The sequence below is a fragment of the Photobacterium indicum genome (assembly GCF_003026215.1).
GTDB classification, from domain to species: domain Bacteria; phylum Pseudomonadota; class Gammaproteobacteria; order Enterobacterales; family Vibrionaceae; genus Photobacterium; species Photobacterium indicum.
Genome location: NZ_PYOC01000001.1, coordinates 1,273,316 through 1,288,461, shown reverse-complemented (window position 1 = coordinate 1,288,461; position 15,146 = coordinate 1,273,316). Strand labels below are relative to the sequence as shown.

12 protein-coding genes are annotated in these 15,146 nt (G+C 39.7%); 6 read left to right on the top strand and 6 right to left on the bottom strand.

The features are described from left to right. Positions 1-4: 4 nt before the first annotated feature. Both C9J47_RS05800 and C9J47_RS05795 read right to left on the bottom strand, forming a co-directional pair. Entirely contained in the window at positions 5-2,014 is a 2,010-nt protein-coding gene (locus tag C9J47_RS05800; RefSeq protein WP_107252647.1) for a prolyl oligopeptidase family serine peptidase, read from the bottom strand. 214 nt (positions 2,015-2,228) lie between these two features. Then, positions 2,229-3,638, bottom strand: a complete 1,410-nt coding sequence (locus C9J47_RS05795) for an MATE family efflux transporter (protein ID WP_107252646.1) — start codon at positions 3,636-3,638, stop codon at positions 2,229-2,231. Between the two features lie 170 nt (positions 3,639-3,808). Here C9J47_RS05795 and C9J47_RS05790 point away from each other — a divergent pair, with 170 nt between their 5' ends. Further along, positions 3,809-4,777, top strand: a complete 969-nt coding sequence (locus C9J47_RS05790) for a LysR family transcriptional regulator (RefSeq protein ID WP_107252645.1) — start codon at positions 3,809-3,811, stop codon at positions 4,775-4,777. Between the two features lie 129 nt (positions 4,778-4,906). On the opposite strand, the gene C9J47_RS05785 is transcribed toward C9J47_RS05790, so the two are convergent. Together C9J47_RS05785 and galE are read right to left on the bottom strand one after the other, a co-directional pair. Further along, positions 4,907-6,250: a DEAD/DEAH box helicase gene (locus C9J47_RS05785; protein ID WP_107252644.1), complete on the bottom strand. Its 1,344-nt coding sequence runs from the start codon at positions 6,248-6,250 to the stop codon at positions 4,907-4,909. A gap of 254 nt (positions 6,251-6,504) precedes the next feature. Next, positions 6,505-7,521, bottom strand: a complete 1,017-nt coding sequence (gene galE / locus C9J47_RS05780) for a UDP-glucose 4-epimerase GalE (RefSeq protein WP_107252643.1) — start codon at positions 7,519-7,521, stop codon at positions 6,505-6,507. 348 nt (positions 7,522-7,869) lie between these two features. Between galE and C9J47_RS05775 the strand changes: the two genes are divergently transcribed. From C9J47_RS05775 to C9J47_RS05760, 4 genes are all read left to right on the top strand, one after another. Then, entirely contained in the window at positions 7,870-8,790 is a 921-nt protein-coding gene (locus tag C9J47_RS05775; protein ID WP_107252642.1) for an alpha/beta fold hydrolase, read from the top strand. 127 nt (positions 8,791-8,917) lie between these two features. After that, the gene (locus tag C9J47_RS05770) at positions 8,918-9,967 is read left to right on the top strand and encodes a GGDEF domain-containing protein (RefSeq protein WP_107252641.1); all 1,050 of its coding nucleotides are present in this window, start codon (positions 8,918-8,920) and stop codon (positions 9,965-9,967) included. Positions 9,968-10,126: 159 nt separating this feature from the next. Further along, positions 10,127-10,654: an NUDIX hydrolase gene (locus C9J47_RS05765; protein WP_107252640.1), complete on the top strand. Its 528-nt coding sequence runs from the start codon at positions 10,127-10,129 to the stop codon at positions 10,652-10,654. Positions 10,655-10,912: 258 nt separating this feature from the next. Beyond that, positions 10,913-11,485 (top strand): hypothetical protein, encoded by a 573-nt coding sequence (locus tag C9J47_RS05760; RefSeq protein WP_107252639.1) that lies wholly within the window; start codon positions 10,913-10,915, stop codon positions 11,483-11,485. A 137-nt stretch (positions 11,486-11,622) separates the two neighbouring features. Here the strand turns inward: C9J47_RS05760 and C9J47_RS05755 are convergent, their stop codons facing one another. Beyond that, positions 11,623-12,174 (bottom strand): GNAT family N-acetyltransferase, encoded by a 552-nt coding sequence (locus C9J47_RS05755; RefSeq protein ID WP_107252638.1) that lies wholly within the window; start codon positions 12,172-12,174, stop codon positions 11,623-11,625. A gap of 181 nt (positions 12,175-12,355) precedes the next feature. On the opposite strand from C9J47_RS05755, the gene C9J47_RS05750 reads away from it, so the two are divergent. After that, entirely contained in the window at positions 12,356-13,459 is a 1,104-nt protein-coding gene (locus C9J47_RS05750; protein ID WP_107252637.1) for a YdcF family protein, read from the top strand. Positions 13,460-13,591: 132 nt separating this feature from the next. Here the strand turns inward: C9J47_RS05750 and C9J47_RS05745 are convergent, their stop codons facing one another. Continuing rightward, entirely contained in the window at positions 13,592-15,046 is a 1,455-nt protein-coding gene (locus C9J47_RS05745) for a cobyric acid synthase (protein WP_107252636.1), read from the bottom strand. Positions 15,047-15,146: the final 100 nt, after the last annotated feature.

Below are 15,146 nucleotides of genomic sequence, written 5' to 3'. Positions count from 1 at the left end.
ATTATTATTTATTAAGGTTGGTCAGATTGAGCAAAAATGCGTAATCCATCGCTTGTTGGCGTAGTGCCTTAGTGCGGTCTGTACTATGTCCAGACTGCAAATCGGTGACTAACAAATAAGGATTATTTGCTGTCGATAATGCTTTAATACGTGCGGTATATTTCGCTGCTTCCCAGTAAGGTACACGGCTATCAAATAAGCCACTTCGAACCAACAGAGCGGGATAGTTTTTTGCTGAAATATTGTCAAACGGACTATAAACACGCATCACATTACGTTCTTCAGGTTTATTCGGGTTTCCCCATTCAGCGTATTGCTGGCGAGTTAATGGAATAGATTCATCAGACATACTGCTTAATACATCAACAAATGGCACCTGCAGTGCAGCCCCTTTAAATAATTCAGGACGCTGATTGATTGCCGCTGCGACAAGCGTACCACCTGCACTACTGCCTAGTGCTAAAATGTCTCGGTCCACTTTCTTTTCAGACGGTGACTCTATACGAAACTGCTTCATGACCTGAGCAGCAGCAATAAAATCTTGAATACTATTAAGTCGGTTTACGCCTTTGCCCGCCTGATACCAATCATCACCTTTAAATCCGCCACCACGAACATGCGCAATGGCATAAACTGCACCGCGATCAACCAATGAAATAATCTGTGGCATAAAATAAGGGCGCATAGTGACGCCATAAGCACCATAACCGTAAAGAAATACGGGGGAATCGTCGGTAAGCATATCTTTGCGGTATACCAGAGATACAGGTACCTCTACACCTTGATGCTTTACACTTATCAATTCTGATACGTAGTTATTTGTACTAAATTGGTTATATACATCAGCATCTGAACTGACTGTTTCACCTGTCTCTATATTAAGCTTTGTCCATGCAGGTGGTTGGCTTAACCCCATGGTACGTACATTAATCGTCTGACTGGCGGGGTTAGTATTGCGAGCCATCCATCCAACAGATGCCGCTTTTGACAGGTTATTACTGAATACTTTTTTGCCCTGAAGATCAAAACCTTCCAGTAATGTTATCCCTTGTTTTTTTTCTTCAATCACAATACGACGATTAGCAAGATGCCAGCGAGTGATCTCACCATTTGGCTGGATAATTGGCGTCCATTCACGTTGCACATCCTGCGCAGTGTAAATTGCAAATCTCCCACCTTGATTAGACTTTATGTAATATTTGCCATCCAGCACATCGACATAATACTCGACACTACTTTTTCGAGGTTTAACTAATCGAAGCGCTGCCTTTGGATCAATACCTGATTTTTCTTCTGAGCGTAATAGGTATTGAACGCTCGTATTATGATTATTACTCTGAATAAGAATGCTTTTCGCATCGGATGCCATATAAGCAGAAACTAACCAAGCAGGGTTTGTTTCTTGGTATAACGTGACTGACGTGTTTGTCTTAATATTTCGTAACACCGCTTTATATGGTCGATATGTGTTGGTTTCATTTTCAACAACAATCACTTCTTTGTCTGATTTCCACACCAAGGTATCAGCATACTCACCCAAAAATTGAGTTAGTGTTTCACCTGATGCTATATCGATAACGGAAATAATATAATTATCATCACCTACGATATTCTCTGCAATTGCAACTAAACGGTTATTGGGGCTAACACTCCAATTCCCTAAACGATAATAAGCATGGTTTTCAGCACGCAGATTCATATTAATCACAACATCTTCACGTTGTTGGTTTTTTCGAACCACTACGCCACGAACACCTTTATTTAAGGTTTTATAGTGGTATCCATTAATATCTAACCAAGGTTTTTCTGCTTTATTTCCAGCCATAGCTTCCCATTCATCGAGCAGCTTTTTCTGTGTGCCCATCAATGGTTTTAAATAGTGTTCAGATGTCTTATTTTCATTTTTTAAATATGCCAATACCGTCGTATTTTTACGACTATCATCACGTAACCAGCATACATCACAAAGAGGATTCTGTAGCATCGAAGCTAACAACACAGAACTTAACAACATAATAAACTTATAGAAGCGATTTTTTGCAAATAATACACATCAACACGAATGAGATCAAGAATGATTCTCATTTAATGTTATTGATTGCAGTCAAGAGATACAAAATAACAATGCTTAGGCGATAAAAAAACCGCTGCTTGTTGAAGCAACGGTTTAATAAGTTATTAAATTTCAATATCACTTACAGTGAACGTTTACTGCTTTTTGCTGAAAACTACAGCAGCGTAATCGTTTGCGGGGTTACATTATCGTTATTATTAAGGTTATGCTCGACGTCATCATTTTGTTTTTCAATCTGATTTTCAAAGCGTGTTAGAGATTTAAATAACAATATAACTAACATTAATCCTGTTGCCGCTAAACCAACAGCAAAACCCGCCCATACACCTTTTACGCCCATTAATTTCATAAGCAACCACGCGGCAGGTAAACCAATTAACCAATAACCGATCACAGTCGAAATCGTTGGGGCTATCACCACCTTCATACCACGTAATACACTAATCGCTGTTAACTGCCATGCATCAACCACAAAACACAGTGCAACCATGATCATTACAGCAGGTAAGGCTGCAACTAGCTCTTGTGCCATTGCATCCCCTTCTATGCTGAATACTTGTGTTAAAAATTCAGGCCAAATAATCAGGAATAAACCAATAACGGCACTGGTAGCGGTTACAACGAATAATCCTTGTTTAGCATACTGCCGTACCATCTGAGGTTCACCACGACCAAAATGCTGGCTAACTAAAATAGAAGCCGCTTGTGAAAAACCAAAAGCGATATTCCATGAAAAATTCAAACATTGCATCGCAATCTGATGGATCGCTAATGAAACGGCACCCAATGTACCGGCCAATAATGCGCCACCAGAAAACAAAGCATGCTCGAGTAATGTCGCGATCATAATTGGCACACCAATGGCCAATAATGGCTTTATGGTACCCAAACGGTATTCATATAACTTAGAAAATGGATTAAATTGACGATAACGAGGACGATTAAAGACCCAATGCCCATAAACAACCATAATAATCAGCGACGCCAATGACGAACCATAACCTAAACCCGCAATTCCCATATCCATACTGAATGCGAGAACATAACTGATAGGTACATTCAAAATAACCGTTGCTACCGACATCACCATTATCGAACGCGTATCACCAAACGCACTGACTAAGCTTCGTAATACTAGTAACATTAAGGTTGGAAGCATTGACCACTTTAATGCATTTATGTAATCCATAGCCAAGGCAACAGCTTGTGGATCTTGATCAGCCATTAATAACCAATCTTTAAGCATGACAAAAAATGGCTGAAGTGTAATGGTAAGTAATAAAGATAACAGTATTCCGCCCTTTACTGCGGCGCGAATTTCAGTGTTACCCGCATCAGGCTGTCGTACTCGCTTGCCATACGCGATAGCAATTAAGTTCGCGACACACCCGACTGTACTGCCCGCAATAATAAAGACAAATGAATAAACAGATGCACCTAAGCCGCCACCAGCAATTGCCAGTACACTCATTTTTGCCATCATCCAGACGTCGGTAAAGACCAGTAATTGTGCAACCAGTTGAGAAATAATAAGAGGTATTGCAAGAGTGAGCAGTTTTTTCATTTATTACCTAATCTAAGTCACTAACCATGCTTATTCATTAAATGGTTATGCACTTACTATTTGAACCCAAGAAACATTATCAGCTTAATGTAAAAAATTTAGTCTTGCTTTTCAAACGACTTTTATGACACTTTAGCATTCTAAAAACTCATGCAAAGAAATGGTGACTAATGATTAAAAGACATGCTCTACTGCCTTCGTCATTAAATGGGCTTCGTGTATTCGAAGCGGCAGCTAGATACCTTAGTTTTACCATTGCCGCACAAGAGCTAAATGTGACACAAAGTGCAGTTAGCCGTCAGATACGTTTATTAGAAGAACAACTTGGTTTTACACTATTTATTCGTCAGCACCGTGCGTTAATATTAACAGAGGAAGGCAAAGAAATTGCTTTGATACTGACTCGCCAATTCAGTGAACTAAATAATACCATTCACCAACTTAAACAGCATGAAGATAACACCCTAAAATTAAATGTTTCAATGAGCTTTGCGGTACGTTGGTTGATCCCCCGTTTGCATTCCTTTAAAGAACAGAACCCCAGCTTAGATATCATTATTTCATCTAATATTGGTAATAACGGCAATTATGGTGATCAGTTGAATCTCGATTCTGATGATTATGATATTGCAATTTCAAACTACCAAGATCCCACAACAATCGAACAGCCAGTCATCTTTTTACGCAAAGAGTATCTAGCACCTGTTTATTCGATGTTATTGGTAAAGGGCGATACGCAACTAACGATCGATGAATTACTGACTTACCCTCGCCTACACCCAACAAAAGATCGTTCTGATTGGCGAGCTTGGTTTGCCCAAACGGGTATACAGCAACCACTCGGCAATACAGAACTCACTTTCGATACATTAGACATGGCGCTAACATCTTGCCTATCAGGGCAAGGAGCTACAATTACCGATTTACTTTTTGTGACCAACGAATTGAAGCAAGGTTTTTTAAAACTGCCCCTTGAAGCAAAAATCATTGATAGCCCATGGAAGTATTATTATTACTGCCGAACAAAAAGTGACAACGTCACAAACTTTGTTAACTGGTTAATCAAAGAGTTAGAATTGGAAACTGAACAATTACTTAGCCTTATTAACCAACATAACTGGCACCCGACCAATAAGTGACATCGTCACTTATAAGGCGACTGTAACCTTGATAAAAGCAACAAACAAAAAAGGCGCCACTGTTAATAACAGTAAACGCCTTTCTCTATTACAGATTACACTGATATAAACGCAGTATAATTACCGTACTTATGCGTCGTCTTTACTCACATCAACGTTACGTTTTTTCTTAGGCTTAAATACATTTTCACCCACTGCTACGTTATCGTAAAAACGCTTATCAACTTTCTTCTTCGCTTTAGGCGCTGTAGATTTCTTAGCTGCAGATGCTTTTTGATCTGTTGGTTTCTTCTTAATAAACTTTTTCTTCGGCGCAGGTTTAAGACCTTTGAACTTACCCGTTAAACCTTCAATTACACTGAAAGAAATAGATTGCTGTAAGTAGGCTTCAACACTTTTAAAGCTCTTCCAGTCTTTAGGACCAACAAGTGAAATTGCGTCACCTTTGTTACCAGCACGACCAGTACGACCCACACGGTGAACATATTCTTCAGCATGCTTTGGCATATCAAAGTTAATAACGTGCGATACGCCATCAATATCTAAACCACGAGATGCGACATCTGTTGTTACCAGAATCTTATGACATACACGCTCAAATTGACTCATGATGCTGTTACGTTGATTCTGATTTAAGTTACCGCTTAATGCGACAGCTTTCAGTTTACGCTCATTCAGCTCAGCGGTTAAGCGGTCAGTATCTGCACGCGTTGCCGTAAAGATAATGACCTGATTGTAATCTTCAGTCTCAAGCACTTTATCTAGTAGTGCTTGTTTATGATCGAGATGATCACACAAGTAGAAACGCTGTGTAATATCAGTATGTTCTTCATTTGAGTTACCAACCGAAAGGCGCTTAGGTGCATTTAGCATCTCTGACGCCATTTCAATCACATCTTCATTATCCATTGTTGCAGAGAACATTAGAGTTTGACGACGACGGTGATTAGCCAATTCGTGAATACGACGTAGTTGAGGTGCAAAACCAAGATCAAGCATACGGTCAGCTTCATCAAGAATTAGCATTTCAAGGCCATCAAGGCTTGTGCTACGGTGCTCAAGGTGATCGGCAAAACGACCTGGTGTTGCTACAACAAACATTGGGTCTTTACGGAATTCTTTCACTTGATCGTTGAAGTTTTCACCACCAACAATCAGCGCGCCATCATACGGTGTACCCGCATTTAACGTACGTAATTGAGCAAACACTTGTTTTGCTAACTCACGCGTTGGCGTTAAAATAAGTACACGTTGATCGCGACGAGTAAATGGCTTACCACGATACATACGCTGCATAGCAGGCAATAAAAACGCCAGTGTTTTACCAGAGCCTGTTTTCGACGAGGCTAGCACGTCTTTCCCCATAATAGCCACGGGGACGGCTGTTCGCTGAATTTCAGTTGCTCGATCAAACCCAAGGTGTGTCAGTTTCTTAAGAAGGCGTGGGTCTAATCCAAGATCTTTAAAATGCAAAATGATGCTCCGGTAAAAACGCTCTGATTCAGAGTTTACAATCAATAATATCTCGACCTTTATGTGATTAAGTTCACACAAAAGTGAAAAATGTTAGCTGCAGATTATAGCACAGTATTTCTAAGGTACATCTAGACCTCATGATATAAACCACAATAAAACACGTAATTTCTGTAATTACACACACAAAACCGCTATTCAATCTGTTTTCACAGTTGATATAGCGGTTTAGTTTTTTCTTACTAATCGTCTCGTTATGCGTCAGGGTAACCGTTCGGGTTATTTGACTGCCAACGCCATGTATCTGTCGTCATGTCTTCAACCGACAGTTTTGCTTCCCAATGAAGTTCTGCCTTTGCTTTTGCAGGATCCGCCCAACATTCAGCAATATCACCAGGGCGACGTGGTGCAACTTTATAGGCAACCTCAACACCTGATGCTTTTGAGAATGCATCAACCATTTGGATTACGCTGCTACCATTACCAGTACCAAGATTGTAGATATGCAAACCAGCTTCTGAGCCTTTGTAGTTCAATGCTGCTAAGTGACCATCAGCCAGATCAACAACGTGAATATAATCGCGCACACCGGTACCATCGACTGTTGGATAGTCATCACCAAACACAGATAAGAATTCACGACGACCAACCGCAACCTGAGAGATAAACGGCATTAAATTGTTTGGAATGCCCTGCGGATCTTCACCCATTGTGCCCGATTTATGAGAGCCAACAGGATTAAAGTAACGTAGTAGCGTAATGCTCATTTCAGGGTAAGCCAATTGAATATCGGTTAGACATTCTTCAACCATTAACTTACTACGACCATACGGGTTGGTTGCGCTTGTTGGAAAGTTTTCTGTAATTGGTACAGATGCAGGATCGCCATATACAGTTGCAGAAGAGCTGAAGATAAGGCTATTAACACCAGCAGTACGCATTGCTTCAACTAATACCAAGGTACCGTGCACGTTGTTATCATAGTATTCTAAAGGCTTAACAACAGATTCCCCCACCGCTTTTAAGCCTGCGAAGTGAATAACAGCATCGATATCATTTTCAGAGAGAACTTTTTCTAAAAAAGCACGGTCACGAATATCACCTTGAAAAAACGCAGGCATAACACCCGTTAATGCTTCAATGCGAGCCAATACTGTTTCTTTACTGTTATATAGGTTATCAACGATAACTGGGGTCATTCCTGCTTCAATCATTTGAACACAAGCATGGCTACCGATATAACCCATTCCTCCAGTAACTAAAACACGCATGTTCTCTCCCTAAATTTTGATTGTTAATGAATTTTAAACAACACGCTATTTATAAACGCTTTTTTTACAACAAGATATTCAAAAAAAGTTTATAGCATGTTATTCAAAACTGACATGACATGGTTCATATTCTATATGAATAGAAACGAGTATATCGAAAAGTAGATGCTATAAAAATTGATAAAGCAATTATAAAGCCAAAGTCATGCAAAAAAAACGGGAATTATTCGTACTTTTATGCAATTCGTATATAAAACATCCGCATATAAACATTGCCGTAATGAATCATGTTAAACACTGTATAATACACTTTAACCAGTTCATGCCATCTCCTAAAAGGAACCTTTGATGCCAAGACTATATCGACATATTGTGCTTTTTTTTGTGCTTATATTTACCCTTTCGGGATGTGAAATTGTTAAATGGAAAGCCACGCAAGACGGAGAGTCATTAGTCAATGCAGGTTACTCTGAGCAGTTCTTGCCCTTGAAAGAAGGTGGCAATATAAAGTACTGGATTGGTGGTACGGGTAAACCATTATTATTACTTCATGGGTTTGGTGGTACTGCAATTTCTACATGGCAAAAAGAAATGATGGCTCTAAGCCAAGACTATCAAGTTATCGCTCCTGATCTTGCTTGGTTTGGTGATTCACACAGTAAAGGTCTAGCCGATTTAACCACCCAAACAAATGCCATTTGGCAACTTATGGATCATTTAAAAATAGACAAAGTGAATGTCGCTGGCATCTCCTATGGCGGATTTGTAACCTACAACATGATGACCACACCTGAACGCATTGATAAATCGATCATCATTGCCAGCCCAGGTCCGTTATTTTCAGAGAAAGATCTTGACGATTTATGCCTACGCGCAGGGGTTGATAAACCCGAGAATTTATTTGTTCCTCAAAACAGTGATGAAGTAAGGCGATTATTTGACAACGTTTTTTATGAAAAAAAATACATGCCTGACTTCATTGCAGATCAAATCTACACCAGCTACTTCTCGCCTTGGCAAGCAGAAAGAACGTCATTGATTCAAACGCTCATCAAAGATAGAGATCGTATTGCAGAATTCCCGCCTAACAACCTACCCAGTAGCATGGTGATTTGGGGAGACAGTGATCAGATCTTCCCGCTAAAAAGTGGCATTCAGCTCAGTGGGTATTTGAATGCCCCGATTGTCGTTATTCCTGAAACTGGTCATGGGGTCACGAACGAACAACCTGAAGTTGTTGTTAAATTGATAAAATCATTCTTGTCTTAAATCAATAGATTACATTTGTTGCTAAAAATAATTAGACATACTCGACATTACTGTTATTCTACAACCGCCAATGCATCACGTTGCGCATTGGCGGTTTTTTTGTGTAACAAGGATGTAAGACCGTATTATGGCAACAGTTATAAAAAGTACTCAACTTGAATCCTCTAATTTTGCATACATAGAATTAAGTGAGAAAACGCTTCAAAAACAACTAACTATTCTCTTCCCATTTTCAGGCATGATTTGCGCTATCATTGCTTTCACCTATTTTGTCTCTAACGTTCCTGTTAACTTCACATTTTCTGCAGTTATCGGCATGGTCATTTGTTATACACTTTCAGTCATTAATAGATATAAAATAAACCCCTATTTACTTATTTGGGTTTTCATCTTTTCAACAACAGCAGCCTGTGCACTAGGGTTTTATGCCGACAGCTCTCGCCATATCAGCAATACCATTGGTCTGACTATTCCATTATTGTGCTTCTTTGCGTTACAACAGAAATACGCTTGGTGGTATAGCTCATTATTTGGTTGTTTCTACATTGTACTGGGCGTCGCTGAAGTCTCTGATAAACAACTTCAAATAACGGAAGCATTACAAAACATCAGCGCATATTCTATTGTTGTAATTATGGCTTATTTACTTGCTCGTCATCGTAACGAAGCGATAGCACGAGTAAAACAAACAGCAACTACCGATTTTTTAACCGGCTTACACAATCGTTCTGGGCTATTGCCGATTTATCAAAGTGAATCAGCACGTAGTCAACGTTATTTACGTGATTTCTCTATGCTCGTTTTAGACATTGATGGATTTAAAGCCATCAATGACCGCTACGGTTTACATGCCGGCGATCAAGTATTGATGATGCTCGCCAAGTGCTTACGCGAGAATACCCGTAAAGGCGATCACCTCGCTCGAATCGGTGGTGAAGAGTTTTGTTTACTGCTGCCCGAAACTGACATAATAGCCGCTGAAGAATTCGCATCTCACTTAAAAGACGAAATTGCCAGTTGGTCTTTAGAATTAGAATCGGGTCATAAAGTCAGTATTACCGTTAGCATTGGTATTACGCCTATCGAGTTTCAGGAATATAGCTTTGATTACATGAAAGCAGACAGCGCCCTACATCGTGCAAAAAGCTGGGGACGCAGCCAAATTGCAATTAGCTAGAAGTGGTTCATTCTGATTTTCACTCAATGTTCATGGTTTATGGATAAGCTTGGCAGTATCAAAAAGCGATTTCATCAGGTTTATCACCTACAATGAAATCGCTTTTTTTATATTATATATGCCCAAGCTACTGGCTTGTTAAATGTAACGGAGTTGCCAATGTCTACCAAAACATCTGCCAAAACACTTTACCAATGGAAATGCTTTTCAATAGAGCAAGAGCATCACCAACTACCTGATGGTCGAAACATTGAATTCACCACAGTAAAACATCCTGGGGCCGTGATCATTGTGCCGATTAATCACTCCGGCGATCTTGTTTTGGTACATCAATATCGCCCAGCGATTAAGCAATGGATTCTTGAATTTCCAGCAGGTACGTTAGAAAGCAAAGAAGACATACTAAATTGCGCGAAAAGAGAGCTCGCAGAAGAAGTAAACCTGAAAGCTGAAAGTTGGCAAAGCCTTGGTGAACTTCTGCCTGTACCAGGGTTTTGCGATGAGGTTCAGTACTTATTTCTCGCTCAAGAATTATCAGAAACGGCTGGAAAATTAGATGACGATGAAATAATTGAAGTCGTCACCATGTCTGTTAATGAGTTTGAACAAAAAGTATTAAATAATGAGATTCAAGATGGCAAAACATTAGCGACCTATCTTAAAATAAAGATGATGGGCATTGTTTAATGTCCTTTAAATAATCTAATACTCTATAAACTAGTCAATGGTCATCAATTTTAGCAGCAAAAAGTGCTGATACTGGTATCAATTGGCATGAAATGTTCAACTTTTATGAGCTTTAATAGACATCTCGGAACTTATCAGTATCATTCCCCTCGATGATCCAATTTCGTTCATGTAAATGGTTCATAATAAAGTACGTTATTTGTACACCAAACATGTGAATATGCTTCAATAAGCTTATTCTTGCAAAAAGGTTAGCTCGTGATTAGAGAAAATACATTTACACCAGTCAACAATTGGACCAAGCCTTTCGTTTCTGAAGTTGCAGAGGTTTTAGCATTACTACGCGAATACGGTTATGAATCAGCTAAGTTAGTTAAACTTACTGGCATTTCTGAACGCAGATTTTGTGATTGGACTGCTGGCTATAAGAAAGAACCGTACGAGGTTTCATACATTCCATATACTTGCTGGTGTTTTCTTGTTGCTTTAGTAGGCAAGCCTAATATAAATAATCGCGGTAATGCGCTTTCTGTCGATGTACGTAAAGTATTATCTGCATTTGATCGCAATGCTTTTTTACCTGCTAATAAATTTGTTTCCCCTTCACGTTTACAGCTTAATCGCGTTGTCGGTGAAGGCGTATTCACTGGTTTGACGTTTACTGATTTAGCTGAATCATTCAACTGGAAACTAGACCACTTTGAAGACAACTTAGAAAAGAACAATATTCCTTTTCTAAATTGGTGTCTGATTTTGATGTATCTTGGCTTAGATATTCAAAAAATGATTTTAACGGATCTTGATGAAGAGCTGATCATCGGACAAAGCTAAGTACTATAGAGTATGAATTGATTCATCTCTAACAGTGCTTACATAGAGCGATTAAATACAGATTTAAAATAAAAGGTCTTAGATACTTGTCGTATTCACAACGACAGTACTAAGACTTTTTTTGTCACTACAAAAATTCAACATTTACTAAATGAACGTTCATAAAAAACAACCCCATTTGGTGAATCGCCTGTTGCTTCCTTGAACCCATTATTTTGTAATAACTTAATTGATTGAGCATTACCCACATCAACGCCACCGAGTAACTTTGAGACTAACTGAGAACGATTACACCATTCAATTAGCCCTTCCATGAATTCATTCGCATAACCTTTTCCCCAAAACCGCTCATCAAGAAGATAACCAATATGTACATTGGAGCCAGACTCTTTTGGACTGGATACATAGAAAAAAATGAAACCAATAATTTGATGACTCTCTAATTGCTGAATAATGAGGAAATGGCTATTAGTAACCATCTCATTTATCCATTTACTTGCAGATTCAACACACTGAACTGATTGAAACTCTGGAGGAAGAGATTGAGTTACATTTGGTGTTAATATTTTTAAAGCAACATCAGATAATTCTGCTTCAGAAATAGACTGATTTAAAACACTCAGTACATTACTCACCTTTAACCGTTCAGTGTCAAAAGAGCACGTTCGAAAACTATATTCTTGAGTCATGCATCACCTTGTTGTCTTTTAGACTAGCGTTTCGTTTAACTGAACATACATCAAAGCGGAGCTTGATTCCAATTTCACATATTCCTGCAAAATAACTGTAATTTTCAATCATAAATCACAAAATTCTCTTCGAGAATTATCTATATTGCAGTCCAAACTGTGAACTTAAGTGACTAATATAATGAAAAAGACAATTCTTGCTTTTACTCTTGGTAGCCTATTAACCCTTTCTTCTTCCTCACTTTTTGCTGCAAATCAAACCGATACTCAACAAAGCATTCAAGCAACTGTTGAATATAGTCAGTTCACCACAAAACGTCAGGTTGTTGACCAATTACTCATTGATGCGGCAACTGCATTCAAATCACCCGCTCGTATCTCACATGCTGGCTTTACCGCAAAAATGCCAAGTAACATGGAGATAGTGACTAATCGACTGCTAGAAGCCTACGACTTAGAACCTTATCGTACCGATTTGTTAATTTCTGCCGCGAATGCACAGATCTATAACAAGAATGCTGACCGCGCAATTGAGCTTTTTGAAAAAGTATTAAGTGTTGCACCTGAAGATGTAGATGCACATTCTTACCTTGCTGTGTGGCAGCACTTTACAGGTAACGATGCAGAATCAGCAAAACACATGAAGGTACTGGAATCACTTAATCCAGGACGTGCCGCAGACATGCAACGCATTTTTGATACCGTGAATCGCATAGTGGAAACACCACTTAAAACCACATTTGATAAAGCACAAGATGGCAATACCGCTATCATCACATTAGGCTATGCCCTAAATCCAGATGGCAGCATGCATGACATACTCATTCAACGTTTAGAAATGACATTAGCCTTTGCTAAAGAACAGCCTAAGTCGCTAATCGTACTGACTGGTGGTGTGCCGAAAAACCATAAAACTGAAGGTAAGTTAATGGCTGATTGGCTGGTAGAAAAAGGGATAGACCGCAGCCGTATTATTGAAGATAACTATGCACGCAGTACGGTAGAGAACGCGCTGTACAGCAGCTATGCCCTAGCCCGTCACGATATTGATCATGCCACTATTATTAGCTCTGCAAGCCATGTACGCCGCGGACAAACATTGTTTGAAATCGCAAGCTGGCAGACTGGTCCTAAAGACATTACGTTTGATACTGTTTCAGCCGCAGACAAACCACTCGACGAATTAAAAGTACCTACAGATGGTGAGCTTCTAGGTATCTACCGCGATGCACTTCGTACGTATGGCATGTGGAGCTACCGTTCGTACCCATTAGAGCAACGTTAATTTCGACGTTTCCTCTAAAAGAACAATGTAGTAATACATAAAACAAAAGCCCGTGCCACATCGCGATAATATCGGATGTTACACGGGCTTTTTTGATTCTCTGAATAATGTGCTTTAAGGTTTTATCGCATATTACTTAGTAAACTTATCAGCCCATTCAGGCCACAATTTATCAAGCTTCATGTACTCTTCAAGTGTGTCGGCAACACGATCAATACCTTGCTCGCGTATTAGATCAAAATCAGGGGTTTGCGTGGCTTCTAATCCAGCCCAAGATAAAATGGCATTGCATGCTTCTGCCTGTTCAAAAATACCATGTAGGTATGTTCCGAACACTTGATTATCAATACCGAGTTGGCCATCTGGTCCGTCTTGAAGTTGCACTGGGGCATTAGCCTGAATGCCCGATGTAATACCAGCGTGAATTTCATAACCACGTACAGGTACAGCTGGTTGTTCAGATAATTGAAGTGTACCAACGGTTTGCTTAAGCTGCTTTTGTGGTGCAAGTATCGTGGATGTTTGTAAATAGCCCAGACCTTGGCTTTCACCCGCTTCCCCTTCAATTCCATCAGGATCGGCAATACTTTCACCCAACATTTGATAACCACCACAAATGCCCATCACTTTGCCCCCTAAGCGCAAATGACGTTCAATTTGCTTATCCCAGCCTTGCTCGCGTAAGAAAGCTAAATCGCTGCGCACACTTTTGGTGCCAGGAATAATAATAAGATCTGTAGGAGGTATTGCTTGCCCTTTACCGACAAATTGTAAATTCACTTGTGGGTGCATACGCAGCGGATCAAAATCGGTATGGTTGCTTACTCGGGTTAATACCGGCACAACCACATTGAGTTGCTCGTCTGCGGCTTCAACTTGCTGAACATTGATCGCGTCTTCCGCTTCTAGCATCAAGCCATGTAAGTACGGTAAAACACCCAAGACTGGTTTACCGGTTTTTTCTTCAAGCCAATCAAGCCCAGATTCAAGTAATTTTATATCGCCTCGAAAACGATTAATAACAAAGCCAATCACACGTGCCTGTTCTGATTCCGACAATAACGCCAATGTGCCGTACAAATGCGCAAAAACACCACCACGATCAATATCTGCAATAATGATAACTGGCACATCTGCCTTTTCTGCAAAACCCATGTTCGCGACATCGTTTTCACGTAAATTAATCTCTGCTGGGCTACCCGCACCTTCTATGATCACAGTTTGGTATTCATCTTGTAAAATACCAAAAGACTCCATGATAGGTCCCATCACGACTTTTTTATAGCCGTTGTAGCCTATCGCATCCATATCTGCGATAGCTTTACCTTGAACGATAATTTGAGCACCAACATCGGTATTGGGTTTCAACAATACAGGGTTCATGTGTACTGTCGGTTCGATACATGCGGCCTGTGCTTGAACCGCTTGTGCACGACCAATTTCACCACCATCCTTTGTTACTGCACTATTGAGAGCCATATTCTGAGATTTGAATGGCGCTACCTTTATACCTTTTCTTACCAAAACTCGACACAATCCAGTGACCAATACGCTTTTCCCTGCGTCAGAGGTGGTTCCTTGAACCATTAAACAGTTATTTTTCAATTGATTACAACCAATAAAGAGACGGTATGATTAATGATAATTACATTTATAAAAATCATCACTAATTGTAAAAAGTTAGCAC

Excerpts from the sequence above, each read along its gene's own strand:
- C9J47_RS05800 (WP_107252647.1), bottom strand. The coding sequence starts at position 2,014 with ATGTTGTTAAGTTCTGTGTTGTTAGCTTCGATGCTACAGAATCCTCTT.
- C9J47_RS05795 (WP_107252646.1), bottom strand. The coding sequence starts at position 3,638 with ATGAAAAAACTGCTCACTCTTGCAATACCTCTTATTATTTCTCAACTG.
- C9J47_RS05790 (WP_107252645.1), top strand. The coding sequence starts at position 3,809 with ATGATTAAAAGACATGCTCTACTGCCTTCGTCATTAAATGGGCTTCGT.
- galE (WP_107252643.1), bottom strand. The coding sequence starts at position 7,521 with ATGCGTGTTTTAGTTACTGGAGGAATGGGTTATATCGGTAGCCATGCT.
- C9J47_RS05775 (WP_107252642.1), top strand. The coding sequence starts at position 7,870 with ATGCCAAGACTATATCGACATATTGTGCTTTTTTTTGTGCTTATATTT.
- C9J47_RS05770 (WP_107252641.1), top strand. The coding sequence starts at position 8,918 with ATGGCAACAGTTATAAAAAGTACTCAACTTGAATCCTCTAATTTTGCA.
- C9J47_RS05765 (WP_107252640.1), top strand. The coding sequence starts at position 10,127 with ATGTCTACCAAAACATCTGCCAAAACACTTTACCAATGGAAATGCTTT.
- C9J47_RS05755 (WP_107252638.1), bottom strand. The coding sequence starts at position 12,174 with ATGACTCAAGAATATAGTTTTCGAACGTGCTCTTTTGACACTGAACGG.
- C9J47_RS05750 (WP_107252637.1), top strand. The coding sequence starts at position 12,356 with ATGAAAAAGACAATTCTTGCTTTTACTCTTGGTAGCCTATTAACCCTT.
- C9J47_RS05745 (WP_107252636.1), bottom strand. The coding sequence starts at position 15,046 with ATGGTTCAAGGAACCACCTCTGACGCAGGGAAAAGCGTATTGGTCACT.